This is a genomic window from Actinoallomurus liliacearum, from assembly GCF_039542035.1.
Lineage (GTDB): Bacteria > Actinomycetota > Actinomycetes > Streptosporangiales > Streptosporangiaceae > Actinoallomurus > Actinoallomurus liliacearum.
The window spans coordinates 585605-599278 of record NZ_BAABHJ010000040.1 but is presented as its reverse complement, the minus strand read 5'-3'; the positions used below and the strand labels follow the sequence as shown (position 1 = coordinate 599278).

Here is a 13674-nt window from a genome sequence, read left to right as displayed (position 1 = left end):
CACCCAGAGGAGACCCGATGAGCGAAGAGATCCGGCCGTTCCGCATCGAGGTGCCACAGGCCGAGCTGGACGACCTGCGCGAGCGCCTGGCCCGCACCCGCTGGCCCGCGCAACTGCCCGGCGAGGGGTGGAGCCGTGGAGTTCCGGTGGCCTACCTGAAGGACCTCGCCGCCTACTGGCGCGACGGGTACGACTGGCGCGCCCACGAGGCGAGGCTGAACCGCTTCCCGCAGTTCATGACCACGATCGACGGTCAGGACGTGCACTTCCTGCACGTACGCTCGCCGCACCCGGACGCACTCCCGCTGATCCTCACGCACGGCTGGCCGAACTCGTTCGTCGAGTTCGTCGACCTGATCGGCCCGCTGACCGATCCCGGAGCGTACGGCGGCGACCCGGGTCAGGCGTTCCACGTCGTCGTGCCGTCGCTCCCCGGCTTCGGATTCTCGGCGGCGCCGCGGGAGACGGGCTGGGACGTCACGCGGGTGGCGCGGCTCTGGGCGGCGCTGATGGCCCGGCTCGGCTACTCCCGGTACGGCGCGCAGGGCGGCGACCTCGGCGCGTACGTCACCCCGGCGCTGGCGGCGGTCGATCCCGAGCACGTCGTCGGAGTGCACGTCGACAGCGGCCTGGGGATTCCCACCGAGGACGACCTGCCGGTGATGACCGAGGCGGAGCAGGCGATCTTCCGGCAGATGGCGGAGTGGGCCGGCGGCGTGGACCATCACGCGCTGCTCCGCGCCGCCCCGCAGACCTTCGCCTACGGCTGGCACGACTCGCCGGTCGCGCTGCTGGCCTGGCTGACGCAGAAGTTCAAAGAGTTCGCCTACACGGTGGCCGTGCCCGAGGACGCCATCGACCGTGACCTGCTACTGACCAACGTGACCCTGTACTGGCTGACCGGGACGTCGGGGTCGTCCTCGTGGTTCATGTACGGCAGCGAGCGGTTCGTCTGGCCGAAGGGCCAGTCCGCGGTTCCCACGGGGGTCTACAGCGGGCCGCCCGGCATCCGGCGCCTGGCCGAACGCGACAACGACATCGTCCACTGGGGCGAGAACCGTCCCCCGAGCAACCACTTCGTCGCCATGGAACTCCCCGAGGTCCTCGCGGAGGACATCCGGGAGTTCTTCGGCAAGCTCCGCTGACCCCCTCCGCGGGAAGGCCGAAGCGCCGCCCGGCGAGCGGCGCTTCGGCAGTGGGTCAGGGACCGCTCCGCACGCGAAAGCCCAGGCCAGGGACAAGTTCCCCAACCTGGGCTTCGATCTCGGTAGGCCCGGCTGTCGGCCGCCATCCGGTCAGAAGCGGAGACCACTGGAGCAGGCGTCCCCTGCCCAGACCACCTGGCGTGGCCGACGTCCGCGCCAGGTGGTGTGCGGTCGTCTCCGCTCAGGCGCAGGCGAGGTGCCAGGACCCGTACGTTCCCGAGACGTAGGCGCCGTCCTTGCGCAGGCCGACCCGGTACAAGAAGCAGTAGCCCTCGGTGTAATCCTGGTTCCAGACCACGTCGCCGCTGTACCAGTCGAGACTACCGTTGTAGCTGGTGGCGTAGCTCTTGAAGATCTTGGAATCGGACGTGGAGGGCGTACCCCCCGTCGGCTTGGTCATCTCCATATAGACTCCCATGCCGTCCGCGCAGAAGTCCTTGAAGCCGAAGTTGTCGCCGTCCGGCTCGAACCAGACCCCTGCGCAGCTGTTGTTGTTCTCCGCGTAGACGGTGGAGCCGGCGTGTGCCGGGGCGGCCATGGTGAGGGTTGTGGCCGCCGCAGCGGCCACCGTGGCGGCCGTGATGGTGAGCTTCTTGAACACGGGCTGTCCCTTTCTCCCAGGAGGAGCCGCCGACCAAGCGGGGGCGGGTTCTCCTCCGATGAGAGGGATAGTCCTGCAGGGGTTCGGGAGATCAACGTGAAGTTCGCGAGATTTATCTTAGAGATTTCGAACAGTCAGACGGTGCCGCTCCAAGGGAACCAATGCGCGTTGGGGCGCGCGTTCGATCAGCGGAATCGGAAGGCGCTCGTCATCGACCGGCGCCAACAGCCTCACCCTGGTCGTGGCCGCCGGCGACTGATCAGCGCCTATGACGGCGGGTTCGACCTCCGTCGCCCGCTCCGCACGCGAAAGCCCAGGCAGTCGCTCACCGCCGAGACTTTTGGTCGTCCTGACGACCAAAAGTCTCGGCGATCAAGATGGCGCTTCGACCAGGGGTCAGGGCAGGCGGGCGGTGAGGGTCAGCACCCGGGTGACCTGGGTCGCGGAGAAGTTGTCGTCGCTGATGAGGTGGATCCGGGCCCTGCGGAGGCCGGCGGAGGTGTCGACCTGGAGGCCTTCGTAGTTGTCGAGCAGGGGGTTGGTCTGCGGCTCGGGGCTGGTGGCGCCCAGCGTCGGGCAGTGGACCAGGTCGGAGACGAGCTCCTTGCGCACCGTGTCACGGGACGGCGCGGCGGCGAGGTTGGCGACCTTGCTCACGTCCGGGGCCCGGTCCGCGTCGCGCACGGCGTACAGCTGGATGGTGTTGCCCTTGTTCGCGTCCCAGGCCGCCTCGAGGACCAGCAGCCGCCCGTCGCCGTACGCCGCGACGTCGGCGATCCGGTTGCCGGGCTCGACCCGGTAGCCGATCTGGCGGGTGAGTCGATAGCCGTCGCCGTGCGCCCGGTACACCAGAAGACGCCGCCAGACGCCCTCGCCGGTGGCCGGCGCGTCCCCGCTGAGCGTGCCCTCCATCGCGGCGTAGACGTAGCGTCCGTCCGGCGACATGCTCAGGCCCTCGAGGGTGGCGTTGACGGTCGCCTCGCCGGCCGGGGCGACCTGGAAACGCGCCGGGACCTCGAGCGAGGCGCGCTCCCTGCCCTTACGGTCGAAGACGCGGATCGACGGCTCGGTCTCCGAGCTGACCAGGAAGTTCCCGTTGGGGAGGACGACGACGCCCTCGCCGTCGAAGTTGTTCCCGTCGTAGGGGGTGCCGTCCGGCTTGGTCAGCACGAGGGTGTCGGTGACCTTGGGCGCGGCGGTGTCGCGGAAGAAGAAGAGCCGGGCGGCCTGGGTGCCGCTGTGGTCCTCGACGGTCACGTACCCGCGGGTGCGCCGGTCGTAGGCGATGGCCGACAGTCCGCCGACCCCGATCCCGTTGAACGTGGCCTTGTTCAGTGCGTCGCTGTAGCCGACCGCCGTGGCCGCGGGCGGGCAGGTGGCGGCCGTACGGGCCGTGGGGGCCGACGTGACGGCGTACGCGGCGCCGGGGACCGCCAGGGTTCCGACGACCGCGGCCGGGACCACGGCCGTGGCGATACGGCGAGCGGCTCGACGGGTGACGCGTTGCATCATGGAGAGATTTCCCTCGGATAACAGAAGATCATCTGTGCTACTACGCGGCATAGTTGATCACATCGGGATGAACGGCGTCCGACCGACCGCTGACCTCCGTGGGACGCGGCCCCGGTGGACGCGGCGGCCGAGTCGCGATAGTCCGTACAGTCATGACACGACTTGTCCTCGGACCCATGCTGCGCCACGTCGGCCCTCGTACCGCGACGGTGTGGGTGGAGACCGACCGGCCGTGCGAGGTCCGTGTCCTCGGCGCCGCGGCGCGCACCTTCACCGTCCACGGGCACCACTACGCGCTCGTCGACGTCGAGGGGCTGGAGCCCGGCACGGACACCCCGTACGAGGTGCTCCTCGACGGCGAACACGCGTGGCCGGAGGACGGGGCCGCGCCCGGCCGCATCCGTACGCGTACGGCCGACGGCGCGCGGCGGTTCGCGGTCGGGTCGTGCCGGGTGGCGCCGGCCTCCGTGGAGACGCACGGCTTCGACATGCTGTCGGTGTACGCGCGTCGGCTGCTGGCGGGCGAGGAGCCGCCGGACGAACTGCTGCTGATCGGCGACCAGGTGTACGCCGACGAGACGGGTCCGGAGATCCGGGAGTTCATCGCCGCCCACCGCGACATCGAGCGGCCGCCGTACGGCGAGATCGCCGACTTCGAGGAGTACGCGGAGCTGTACCGCCTCGCCTGGGGCGCGGACCCCCTGGTCCGGTGGCTGCTGGCCACGGTGCCCAGCTCGATGATCTTCGATGACCACGACATCCGCGACGACTGGAACACCTCGGAGACGTGGCGGCGGCAGATGCGCGCCCAGGACTGGTGGGCGAAGCGGATCACCGGCGGGCTCGGCGCGTACTGGATCTACCAGCACCTCGGCAACCTGTCACCGGCGGAGCGCGCCGCGGACCCGGTCTACCAGGCCGTGCTGGCGGCGGACGGCGACGCGGGCCCGATCGTGGACGAGTTCGCCGACCGCGCCGACCGGGAACCGACGGGGGTCCGGTGGAGTTACGTCCACGACCACGGACGGACCAGGCTCGTGGTGGTGGACAGCAGGTGCGGGCGCGTGGTGGGCGACGGCGCACGCGCCATGCTCGACGACGCGGAGTTCGCCTGGCTGGACGAGCGGCTGCGCGCGGACGTCGACCACCTCATCGTCGCGACGTCGCTGCCCTTCCTGCTGCCGACGGCCATCCACGACATCGAGTCGTGGAACGAGGCGGTCGCGGGCGGCGCGTGGGGCAAGTGGGCGGCGAACCTCGGAGAGCGGCTCCGGCAGGGCGCGGACCTGGAGCACTGGGCGGCGTTCCAGGCGTCGTTCCGCGCGGTGGCGAACACCCTGCTCGACGTCGCAAACGGGCCGCGCCCGCCCGCGAGCATCACGCTCGTCTCCGGCGACGTCCACTTCTCCTACCTCGCGCGGGTGCGCGGCACCCGCACGCCGATCTCCCAGGTCGTGTGCTCGCCGCTGCGCAATCCCCTCGTCGGCCGGTTCCGGATGGCCAACCGCACGGCCTGCCGGCGCCTAGGCGACCTGCCCGTACGGGCGCTGGCGCGGCTCGCCGGAGTGCGGCGGCCGCCGCTGCGGTGGCGGCTCACCGACGGGCCCTGGTTCGACAACGCGCTGGCGACCGTGCACGTCGACGGGCGGACGGCCACGGTGCGCTGGGACTCCGCCGACGCCGAGGACCGGCTCCGCGAACTCGGCCGCGCCGAGCTGACCTGAACCAGGGCCTTCGGAGCGTCAGCGGAACTGCTCGTCGGGTGCCTCGTCGGTCTTCTTCAGCAGGTCGTCGAGCAGCGCGTCGTACTCGTCCTCCGGGCGGCCGAGGTCGAGCCGGCAGCGGTAGCGGATCCGCAGCAGTCCCTCGAGGGCGTCCGGGTCGGTCGACCCGGCGATGTCGGCACCCTCGGTGGACCAGTCGTGCGCGCCGACCAGGTCGCCCTGCTCGTGCAGCAGCTCGGCGACGGCGCGGAAGATCTCCGGGTCCTTCGGGTTGTCGGCGCGTACCCGGTCGATCAGTGCCCGGGCCTCATCGGTGCGTTCGAGTTCGAAGAGCGCGCCGGCGAGGTAGATGCGTGGGTCGCCGTAGGTATCCCCGCCGTCCTCGAGCGCGCGGCGGTACGCCTCCGCGGCCCTCTCGTGGTCTCCGGCGTGCTGCCACTGTTCACCGGCACGCAGCAACAGGCCGGCGCGGGAGACGCCGACTGAGGCCGTATCGGCGAGTTCGATGAACCGTGTCGCCGCAGCGGCGTGATCACCGGTGCGGAGAGTCTCGAACTCGAGGTCATCGAGATCGTCTTCGGTCACATGCGTCACCTTCTAGACGCTACCCGGCCTACCTGCTGCGAATCTGGTCATTTGGGATCATCCCCCGACCAGAACCGGGCCGGACCGGCCCGGCCGGTACAGACGTTACCGCGCTCAGTTGCGCCGCGAGCGTTCCAGCGCGTCCCAGAAGCCGCGTCGCAGCGCGTGGCGCACCTCGTCGTGCAGCAGGAAGTCGATCGGCAGGGACGAGCCCTGCAGCAGCCGTGCCTCCAGATCCGAGGGCATCCGCGGCTTGCGGGCCAGCACCGCCTCCAGCCAGAGGGCGGGCGCGTCGCGGGCCACCGACTCGCCGAAGTCCTGCCCTTCCTTGTGGGCCGCCTTCACGGCGTCGGCCAGGGTCGGGGCGGACTGGTGGACCGGCGTCGGCGTGATCTGCTGCGGCCCGGTGTAGGGGCCCACCGGCTGCTGCGGGTACAGCGGGCCGCTGGCGTTGCCGCCGGCGGTCGGCGACGAGCCGGCCGTCGGCACGGAAGGCGTGGGCGCCGAGTGGGTGGGCACCGAGCGGAGCGGCGGCGTGGGCGTGCTCGGCTGAACGTCACCGGAGTGGCGGCCGAGGCTCGACGCGGTGCTGCCCGCGGAGGGGCCGAGGGACGGCGACGCGGTGATCGGCGTGCTCGGCGGCGCGGCGCCGTGCTGCGGGGACGGCCGGAGCGGGGCCAGCGCGCCGCCCGAGCCGTTGGACTGGCCGTTGGAAAGCGGCGCGGACGAGGTGTCCACCCCGGCCAGCAGGTTGACGTACGGCCGGAGGTGACCGGCGGCGATCTCGATGAGGTCGTCGCACTCCTGCCGGAGGACCCGGGAGATCGTCCAGTTGCCGTCGACGGCCACGTGCACGACGGTGACCCGGACGCCGAGGTCCTGCGCGTCGGCGATCACCTGGGCGAGGTCCTCGTCACCGCTGACGATGACGGCGTCGGCGACCCCGCCGTTGCGGGCGAGCGTCATCAGGTCGCGATGGATCTCGGTGTCGACGCCCTCGCGGCGGCCCGGGCGGATCCGGGAGAGCCGGAGCTTGATGCCCGGCAGGTCGGCCAGCGCGTCGTGCTCCGGCGTGCGACGGCCCTCGACCGTCGCCTCGTACCAGTAGCAGCGCAGCAGCGGCAGCCCGGTGCGCTCTCGGGCGAGGTTGCCGAGGAGTTGCAGCAGCCCGGCGAAGTCCCACGACACGGACTCACGACGGCGGGTTCCGTGCACCGCCATCGCGCCGTCCGCCAGCAGATAGCCGGCATCTACGAACAGCGCACAGCGATCCACGCGACACCGCCCCTTTCTCGGCACGAGACCCTTATCAGTGACCCACGGGTGGGCTTTCGAGCCGGCGAGCGACCTCGGGCACCACAGCGTAGTGAAGTCCGTCGTCGGCGTGGGCCGATCGGGTGATTGGCCGCTCCTCGAGATTATGGGGGATATGTGGCTTTCCGAACCCGGGCAACCGCACTCCTCCCGCGTGTCAGCGTTGACTCGGTCGCTCGCCACTGTATGACGGGGAGCGCCGCGACACGGCTGACTTGGGAAGACCACCGGGCTCGGATGCCCGATGGGCGTCGGTACCACCCGCTAAATTCAGGGAGAACATCTCGCGTCCCTCCCCCGGCGGACACAGTGATCCCCCCTCGCGGACAGGCCCTTCCGGCTCGCTCGTTCCGCGTGTCGCGGATCCCCGAGCCGGGCCCCGGCCGACTCCCCCGCGCAGGCTTACAGGGACGCGATCAACTCGGTGAGGGCGCGGGCCGTCGCCCGGGGATCGGTGACGGCGGCGAAGTGCCCGCCGGGGTTCGCGGCGACCGTCCAGCCGCGCATCCTCGCCTGCGCGGCCTGCCTCTCGTACGCGTCGGACGTGCGCAGGTACCCGCACGGCGCGTCGGGCCAGTCCTGCGGCATCGGCAGCGGCTCGGCGAAGAACTCGTCGTCGCGGCGGCGGGCGGTCACCCCGGCCTGCGGCTCCTCGTCGGGGAACCGCCCGCCGTCCTTCAGCGCCTCCGCGAACTCCGGTCCGAACGCCCCCGCCTGGTCCAGGCGGCTCGACCCCGCCGGCGGCGGAAGCTCCGCGTCGACGAAGACGTACGCGCCGACGAGGCGATGCGCCGCGCGCTGCGCCGCGCCGACCGGCGGCAGCAGCGGGCCCGCCCCGCCGTGCCCGACCAGGACGACGGGCGGCCGCACGCCCGCCCTCGTGATCTCCAGCGCCGCGCGGGCGACGTAGCGGCCGGCGTACGGCGGCCGGTCGTCGTCGGTGATCTCCGGCACCACGACGTCGTACGGGCCGAGGGCCTCCGGCAGGGCGCCCCAGGCGGACGCGGTGGTCAGCGGGCTGTGCAGCAGGACGAGGGTGCCGGGTTCCATGAGTAGAGTTTCGCGTATGACGGATCGTGACGATCTCCTGGCCGAGATCAAGAGCAAGGCAGTGGTCCACGGCAGGGTGGTCCTGTCGTCCGGTCAGGAGGCCGACTTCTACGTCGACCTGCGCCGCGTGACCCTCGACGGGCACGCCGCCCCGCTGGTGGGGCGGGCGATGCTCGACCTCACCGAGGATCTCGACTACGAGGCCGTCGGCGGGCTGACGCTCGGCGCCGATCCGGTCGCCACCGCGATGCTGCACGCCGCCGCCGCGCGCGGCCGGCACCTGGACGCGTTCGTCGTCCGCAAGGCGGGCAAGGCGCACGGGCTGCAGCGGCGCGTCGAAGGGCCCGATGTCGCCGGGCGGCGGGTGCTCGCCGTCGAGGACACCTCCACGACCGGCGGCTCGGTGCTGACCGCGGTGGAGGCGCTGCGCGAGGCCGGGGCCGAGGTCGTCGGCGTCGCCACCATCGTCGAGCGCGGCGCGGGTCCGCGCATCGCCGAGACGGGCCTGCCGTACCGCTCGGTGTTCACCCTGGACGACCTCGGGCTCGGCTGAGGCTCGGCCGACCGAGGACCGTCGGCCCCGGCTGGACCGTGCCACGAGGGGGCCGGGCCGGCGTCCTTACTGCTGCTTGGCCGGCGCGTGGTAGGTGCGCTGCTGGCCGTGCCGTCCCCTGGCCTGCTGCTGCCCGTTCACGACGACGCTGACCGTGCTCGCGTCGTCGACCTGCAGGATCAGGCGGGTACCGGTGAACTGACGCCGCTCGCCGTGGGCGAGCGAGCCGTTGTAGACGACGTCGGTGGCGCTGGGCCCGGCCACGTAGATCTGGCACTGGGCGACCAGGCACTGGACGTCGATCTCGTTGCCGGACTGGGCGCTCGGCGCGCTCCGCTTCGACTTCGCCGTGTCGCTGGGCGCGACCGCGCTGGAGGACGGGTCGGGCGCGGTGGAGGCCGTCTTGGACGCGTCCTTGGTGAGCGCCCCCCAGAGCGACACGCCACCGACGATCACGAGGCCCAGCGCCAAGCTGACGGCGAGGACCGCGATGGCTATGCGTGCGAGACCCATGGGGTCTGATCGGTGACGTCCCACAGGGGGAGGTTAGCGATAACCGGGACCGTCAGCGACGGTGACGGCCAGATGGCATCGCCGTCTTTCGGCCGTCACCGCTCTGCCCGGTCTTCTTCGGCCCTCTGATGATCTCGCGGATCACCGGGATGACCGACAGGATCACCGCGATGGCGACGACGGGGAGGATGTACTTGTCGATCCCCTTGACCCGGTCGCCGAGGAACCGGCCGAGCAGGATGATCGTCTCGGTCCAGACGACTCCGCCGATCACGTTGAAGACGAGGAACCGGCCCGCGGACATCTCCAGCATCCCGGCGAGCGGGTTGAGGAAGGTGCGCACGACCGGGGCGAAGCGGGCCAGCACGACCGCCTTCGCCGGGCCGAACTTGTTGAAATAGTGCTCGGCCTTCTCGACGTGGTCCTGCCGGAACAGCCGTGAGTCGGGCCGGTCGAAGAGTTTCCGGCCGTACTTCGCGCCGAGGAAGTGCCCGACCTGGGCGCCCGCGATCGCGCAGATCGGCGCCCCGATCAGGAGCACTGGGAGCGGCAGCGGCGCGATGCCGGCGTGGTGGGCGGCGGCCGTCGTGGTGAAGACGCCCGCGGTGACCAGCAGCGTGTCACCGGGCAGGAAGAACCCGATGAGCAGGCCGGTCTCGGCGAAGATTACGGCGAGGATGCCGACAAGTCCGAACGTCGCGATGAGGGACTTGGGATCCAGGATGTTCACGGCGAGTGCCACGGCCTGAGCGTACCGGTAGGCGTGCCATGTCCGGGCCGCCTGCGGATTTCGGGATACTGGAGTCGAGCCGGCCGGGAGCCATGCCCAAGGAAGGAAGAGCCATGCCCATCGCAACCCCTGAGGTATACGCGGAGATGCTCGATCGGGCAAAGCGTCAGGGCTTCGCCTACCCCGCGATCAACGTCACCTCGAGCCAGACGCTGAACGCCGCGCTGCGCGGATTCGCGGAGGCGGAGAGCGACGGGATCATCCAGGTCTCGACCGGCGGTGCGGAGTTCCTCTCCGGCGCCACCGTGAAGGACATGGTCACGGGCGCCACGGCGCTCGCGGAGTACGCCCGCGTGGTCGCCGAGAAGTACCCCGTGCAGATCGCGCTGCACACCGACCACTGCCCGAAGAACAAGCTCGACGGCTTCATGAAGCCGCTGATCAAGATCTCCCAGGAGCGGGTGGCCCGCGGCGAGGAGCCGCTGTTCCAGTCGCACATGTGGGACGGCTCGGCCGTTCCGCTCGAGGAGAACCTCCAGATCGCGGCCGAGCTCATCGAGGAGTGCGCGAAGGCCCGCGTGATCATGGAGATGGAGATCGGCGTCGTCGGCGGCGAGGAGGACGGCGTCGTCGGCGAGATCAACGAGAAGCTCTACACCACGCCGGGCGACGCCCTGGCCACGGTCGAGGCCGTGGGTCTCGGTGAGAAGGGCCGCTACCTCCTCGCCGCGACGTTCGGCAACGTGCACGGCGTCTACAAGCCGGGTCACGTGAAGCTGCGGCCGGAGGTCCTGAAGGAGATCCAGGAGGTCGTCGGCGAGCAGTACGGCAAGGAGAAGCCCTTCGACCTGGTCTTCCACGGCGGCTCCGGCTCCACGCTGGAGGAGATCCGGGAGGCGGTGTCGTACGGCGTGGTGAAGATGAACATCGACACCGACACGCAGTACGCCTTCACGCGGCCGGTCGCCGACCACATGTTCAAGAACTACGACGGCGTGCTGAAGATCGACGGCGAGGTCGGCAACAAGAAGGCCTACGACCCGCGCGCGTACGGCAAGGCCGCCGAGGCGGGCATGGCCGCGCGCATCGTCGAGGCGTGCGAGCACCTCCTGTCCCAGGGCACCAAGATCAAGTAAGGGCCCCGGAACGTAGGGCGGGGACGGCCGGCGGTCGCGGCCGTCCCCGCGTTGCTTGACGAAACCCGGCGGCCTACGCTGGGAACGTGCTTCATCGCACATATGACGACCAGAACTGCTCGATCGCCCGGGCGCTGGAGATCGTCGGCGAGCGCTGGACCCTGCTGATCATCCGTGACGCCTTCGAGGGCGTCCGCCGCTTCGACGACTTCCAGGCGGACCTGGGGGTGGCGCGCAACGTCCTGACGGACCGCCTGAGCCGCCTGTGCGACGAGGGCATCCTCCGGCGCCACCGCTACCAGGAGCGGCCCGACCGCTACGAGTACCGGCTGACCCGCAAGGGCGTGGGGCTGTGGCCGGCGATGATGTCCCTCCTGCTGTGGGGCGACCAGCACTACGCCGAGGACGGCTCTCCGGTCGTCCTCTCCCACCGCGGCTGCACCGGCCGGCTGACGCCCGCCCTGACGTGCTCGGAATGCGGGGCCGCCATGGGCCCCACCGACGTCGAGCCCCGGCCCGGCCCGGGCGCGCGCCCGACGGACCGGATCGTCCAGCAGGCCGCGGACGGCACTCATTGATCAAATTCTCCTCAAGGCCCGAACGATCTTGATTGGGCGGGCGTCTCACTCTCCGACCGCACACTGACGGGCGCCCGCGGTGCCCGTCGATCTCTCGGGGAGCATCGATGAACGACAAGACCCGCCGCCGGATGCGGACCGCGATCGTCGCCGGCGTCATCACGGGCGGCTCGATCGCCGCCGCCGTGCCCGCCGTCGCGGCCACCACCACGCCGACCTGCAAGGGCACGGACCTCACGGTCTCGCTCGGCCGCGTGGACAGCGGCGCGGGGCAGCGGTACTCCACGCTGGACTTCGCGACGCTCGGCAAGAAGACCTGCGTCCTGCGCAACGACCTGACGAGCCTCGCGTTCCTGACGTCCGGTCCGGAGGGAGGGGCGCAGAGCGTTCCGGTCACCGTCACCCGGGCGTCCGGCTCCACCAAGGAGTCGGTCGTCCTCAAGCCCGGCACCGTCGGCCACCTCGACCTGCACTGGTCCATCGTCGACACGCCGACCGTTCCGGACTCGCTGACGTTCTCCCTGCCGAACAGCGGCGGCCTCGGCGCGGCCTCGTGGCACGCGGCGGTCGGCCCGGACCACCACCTCGACCTGGGACACCTCCACTCCTGAACCGACGGCGCAGGGCCGGAGGCGGCGGTCTCGCCTCCGGCCTTTCTCAGGGCCTGAGGGTTGCTTCACGAAACCTACCGATGATGCAATGAGTTTCGTGACGAAACTCAATGTCCACCCGGCCCCCGCACCCCTGGCCGACGACGCCGCGCCGACGGCCGGCGTGCGGCCGTACGAGACCGGCGATGCCGCGCCGGCGATCGGTGTGCGGCCGTACGAGACCGGCGATGCCGCATCGGCGATCGGTGTGCGGCCGTACGAGGCCGGCGACCGGGCGGACGTGCTCGGGATGCGGCTATCGGCGCGCAGCCTGTACCTCCGGTTCTTCGCCGGAACGCCGCGGCTCCCGTCCTTCTACGCGGAGGCGCTGAGCCGGGTGGACCACTGGGACCGCGCCGCGCTCGTCGCCGTGGCGGACACCGGGGTCGTGGGGATCGCCGAGTACGCGCGCGACGCGACACTGCCCGGGCTCGCGGACCTCGCGGTCCTGGTCGCGGACCCCTGGCAGCGCCGGGGCGTCGCCCGGCGGCTGGTCACCGACCTGGCCGGCCTCGCGCGGGCCCGCGGGATCGCCGAGCTGCGCGCCGACGTCCTGGTGGAGAACCACGCCGCGCGGGCGGCGATCGGCAACGTGTGGCCGCACGCCGTCGCCGCCCGCGGCGAGGAGGGCGGCCTGATCTACCGGATCACGCTTTAGGCCGGTTCGGACAGGGCGGCGAACTGCTCGTCGGTCAGGTCGATGTTCGCGGCACCCATGTTCTCCTCGAGGTGCGCCACCGAGCCGGTGCCGGGGATCGGCAGCATCACCGGCGAGCGCCGGAGCAGCCAGGCCAGCGCGACCTGCGAGGGGGTGGCGTTCAGCTCCTTGGCGATCAGGTCGAGGTGTCCGCCCGGCTTGGCGAGCTCGCCCACGGCCAGCGGGAACCACGGGATGAACCCGATGCCCTCCCGCTCGCAGTAGTCCAGAACGTCCTCGGACTGGCGGTTGGTCAGGTTGTAGAGGTTCTGCACGGTGGCGATCGGAACGATCTCGCGGGCCCGCTCGATCTCCTCGACGCTGACCTCGGACAGCCCGATATGCCGGATCTTGCCCTCGTCACGCAGGTCGCGCAGCTCGCCCACCTGGTCGGCGAGCGGTACCTCCGGGTCGATGCGGTGCAACTGGAACAGGTCGATCCGCTCCAGGCCCAGCCGGTGCAGGCTCATCATCGCCTCTTGGCGGAGGTACTTCGGCCGGCCGACCGGATGCCACTCGTTCGGTCCCGTCCGAACCAGGCCGGCCTTCGTGGCGATCTTCACTCCGTCGTACGGGTGCAGCGCCTCGTGGATCAGTTCCTCGGAGACGTACGGGCCGTACGAGTCGGCGGTGTCGATGAAGTCCACACCGAGTTCGACGGCGCGCCGCAGGACCCGCAGCGCCTCGTCACGGTCGGCCGGAGGACCCCAGACGCCGGGCCCGGTGATCCGCATGGCGCCGTACGCCAGACGATTTACGGTCAGGTCTCCACCGATGGCGAACGTGGTTTCGGTCATGCCGCAACCGTACCCAGCAGCATTATCGA

15 protein-coding genes are annotated in these 13674 nt (G+C 71.0%); 7 read left to right on the top strand and 8 right to left on the bottom strand.

Annotation, left to right across the window (positions count from 1 at the left end):
• Positions 1 to 17 precede the first annotated feature (17 nt).
• Positions 18 to 1145: an epoxide hydrolase family protein gene (locus ABD978_RS41550; protein ID WP_345366857.1), complete on the top strand. Its 1128-nt coding sequence runs from the start codon at positions 18 to 20 to the stop codon at positions 1143 to 1145.
• A gap of 241 nt (positions 1146 to 1386) precedes the next feature.
• Here the strand turns inward: ABD978_RS41550 and ABD978_RS41545 are convergent, their stop codons facing one another.
• Positions 1387 to 1806 (bottom strand): hypothetical protein, encoded by a 420-nt coding sequence (locus tag ABD978_RS41545; protein ID WP_345366855.1) that lies wholly within the window; start codon positions 1804 to 1806, stop codon positions 1387 to 1389.
• 396 nt (positions 1807 to 2202) lie between these two features.
• Positions 2203 to 3318, bottom strand: coding sequence for an esterase-like activity of phytase family protein (locus tag ABD978_RS41540; protein WP_345366853.1), 1116 nt, complete (start codon positions 3316 to 3318; stop codon positions 2203 to 2205).
• A gap of 152 nt (positions 3319 to 3470) precedes the next feature.
• Here ABD978_RS41540 and ABD978_RS41535 point away from each other — a divergent pair, with 152 nt between their 5' ends.
• Positions 3471 to 5042 (top strand): alkaline phosphatase D family protein, encoded by a 1572-nt coding sequence (locus tag ABD978_RS41535; protein WP_345366851.1) that lies wholly within the window; start codon positions 3471 to 3473, stop codon positions 5040 to 5042.
• Between the two features lie 18 nt (positions 5043 to 5060).
• On the opposite strand, the gene ABD978_RS41530 is transcribed toward ABD978_RS41535, so the two are convergent.
• The 3 genes from ABD978_RS41530 to ABD978_RS41520 form a co-directional block, all read right to left on the bottom strand.
• Positions 5061 to 5627, bottom strand: coding sequence for a tetratricopeptide repeat protein (locus ABD978_RS41530; protein ID WP_345366849.1), 567 nt, complete (start codon positions 5625 to 5627; stop codon positions 5061 to 5063).
• Between the two features lie 114 nt (positions 5628 to 5741).
• Positions 5742 to 6902 carry an NYN domain-containing protein gene (locus tag ABD978_RS41525; RefSeq protein WP_345366847.1) on the bottom strand — a complete coding sequence of 387 codons (1161 nt, stop codon included), beginning with the start codon at positions 6900 to 6902 and terminating at the stop codon, positions 5742 to 5744.
• A gap of 441 nt (positions 6903 to 7343) precedes the next feature.
• Positions 7344 to 7991 (bottom strand): hypothetical protein, encoded by a 648-nt coding sequence (locus tag ABD978_RS41520; protein ID WP_345366844.1) that lies wholly within the window; start codon positions 7989 to 7991, stop codon positions 7344 to 7346.
• 16 nt (positions 7992 to 8007) lie between these two features.
• On the opposite strand from ABD978_RS41520, the gene pyrE reads away from it, so the two are divergent.
• Positions 8008 to 8544, top strand: coding sequence for an orotate phosphoribosyltransferase (gene pyrE, locus ABD978_RS41515; protein WP_345366842.1), 537 nt, complete (start codon positions 8008 to 8010; stop codon positions 8542 to 8544).
• A 66-nt stretch (positions 8545 to 8610) separates the two neighbouring features.
• Here the strand turns inward: pyrE and ABD978_RS41510 are convergent, their stop codons facing one another.
• Both ABD978_RS41510 and ABD978_RS41505 read right to left on the bottom strand, forming a co-directional pair.
• Entirely contained in the window at positions 8611 to 9057 is a 447-nt protein-coding gene (locus ABD978_RS41510) for a hypothetical protein (protein WP_345366840.1), read from the bottom strand.
• A gap of 52 nt (positions 9058 to 9109) precedes the next feature.
• Positions 9110 to 9799 carry a DedA family protein gene (locus ABD978_RS41505; RefSeq protein ID WP_345366838.1) on the bottom strand — a complete coding sequence of 230 codons (690 nt, stop codon included), beginning with the start codon at positions 9797 to 9799 and terminating at the stop codon, positions 9110 to 9112.
• Positions 9800 to 9900: 101 nt separating this feature from the next.
• Here ABD978_RS41505 and fbaA point away from each other — a divergent pair, with 101 nt between their 5' ends.
• The 4 genes from fbaA (at position 9901) to ABD978_RS41485 (ending at position 12809) form a co-directional block, all read left to right on the top strand.
• The gene (gene fbaA, locus ABD978_RS41500) at positions 9901 to 10923 is read left to right on the top strand and encodes a class II fructose-bisphosphate aldolase (RefSeq protein WP_345366836.1); all 1023 of its coding nucleotides are present in this window, start codon (positions 9901 to 9903) and stop codon (positions 10921 to 10923) included.
• A gap of 86 nt (positions 10924 to 11009) precedes the next feature.
• Positions 11010 to 11501, top strand: coding sequence for a winged helix-turn-helix transcriptional regulator (locus tag ABD978_RS41495; protein WP_345366834.1), 492 nt, complete (start codon positions 11010 to 11012; stop codon positions 11499 to 11501).
• A gap of 107 nt (positions 11502 to 11608) precedes the next feature.
• A complete protein-coding gene (locus ABD978_RS41490) occupies positions 11609 to 12112 on the top strand; it encodes a DUF4232 domain-containing protein (RefSeq protein ID WP_345366832.1) in 504 nt (167 codons plus the stop codon).
• Positions 12113 to 12209: 97 nt separating this feature from the next.
• On the top strand, positions 12210 to 12809 hold the full coding sequence (locus ABD978_RS41485; protein ID WP_345366830.1) for a GNAT family N-acetyltransferase: 600 nt from the start codon (positions 12210 to 12212) through the stop codon (positions 12807 to 12809).
• Here ABD978_RS41485 and ABD978_RS41480 read toward each other — a convergent pair.
• Positions 12806 to 13645, bottom strand: a complete 840-nt coding sequence (locus ABD978_RS41480) for an aldo/keto reductase (RefSeq protein ID WP_345366828.1) — start codon at positions 13643 to 13645, stop codon at positions 12806 to 12808. The genes ABD978_RS41485 and ABD978_RS41480 overlap by 4 nt on opposite strands.
• Between the last annotated feature and the right edge of the window lie 29 nt (positions 13646 to 13674).

What these genes read in the sequence shown, in the direction of transcription:
- ABD978_RS41550 (WP_345366857.1), top strand. Translation starts at nt 18, where the DNA reads ATGAGCGAAGAGATCCGGCCGTTCCGCATCGAGGTGCCACAGGCCGAG.
- ABD978_RS41540 (WP_345366853.1), bottom strand. Translation starts at nt 3,318, where the DNA reads ATGATGCAACGCGTCACCCGTCGAGCCGCTCGCCGTATCGCCACGGCC.
- ABD978_RS41535 (WP_345366851.1), top strand. Translation starts at nt 3,471, where the DNA reads ATGACACGACTTGTCCTCGGACCCATGCTGCGCCACGTCGGCCCTCGT.
- ABD978_RS41520 (WP_345366844.1), bottom strand. Translation starts at nt 7,991, where the DNA reads ATGGAACCCGGCACCCTCGTCCTGCTGCACAGCCCGCTGACCACCGCG.
- pyrE (WP_345366842.1), top strand. Translation starts at nt 8,008, where the DNA reads ATGACGGATCGTGACGATCTCCTGGCCGAGATCAAGAGCAAGGCAGTG.
- ABD978_RS41510 (WP_345366840.1), bottom strand. Translation starts at nt 9,057, where the DNA reads ATGGGTCTCGCACGCATAGCCATCGCGGTCCTCGCCGTCAGCTTGGCG.
- fbaA (WP_345366836.1), top strand. Translation starts at nt 9,901, where the DNA reads ATGCCCATCGCAACCCCTGAGGTATACGCGGAGATGCTCGATCGGGCA.
- ABD978_RS41490 (WP_345366832.1), top strand. Translation starts at nt 11,609, where the DNA reads ATGAACGACAAGACCCGCCGCCGGATGCGGACCGCGATCGTCGCCGGC.
- ABD978_RS41480 (WP_345366828.1), bottom strand. Translation starts at nt 13,645, where the DNA reads ATGACCGAAACCACGTTCGCCATCGGTGGAGACCTGACCGTAAATCGT.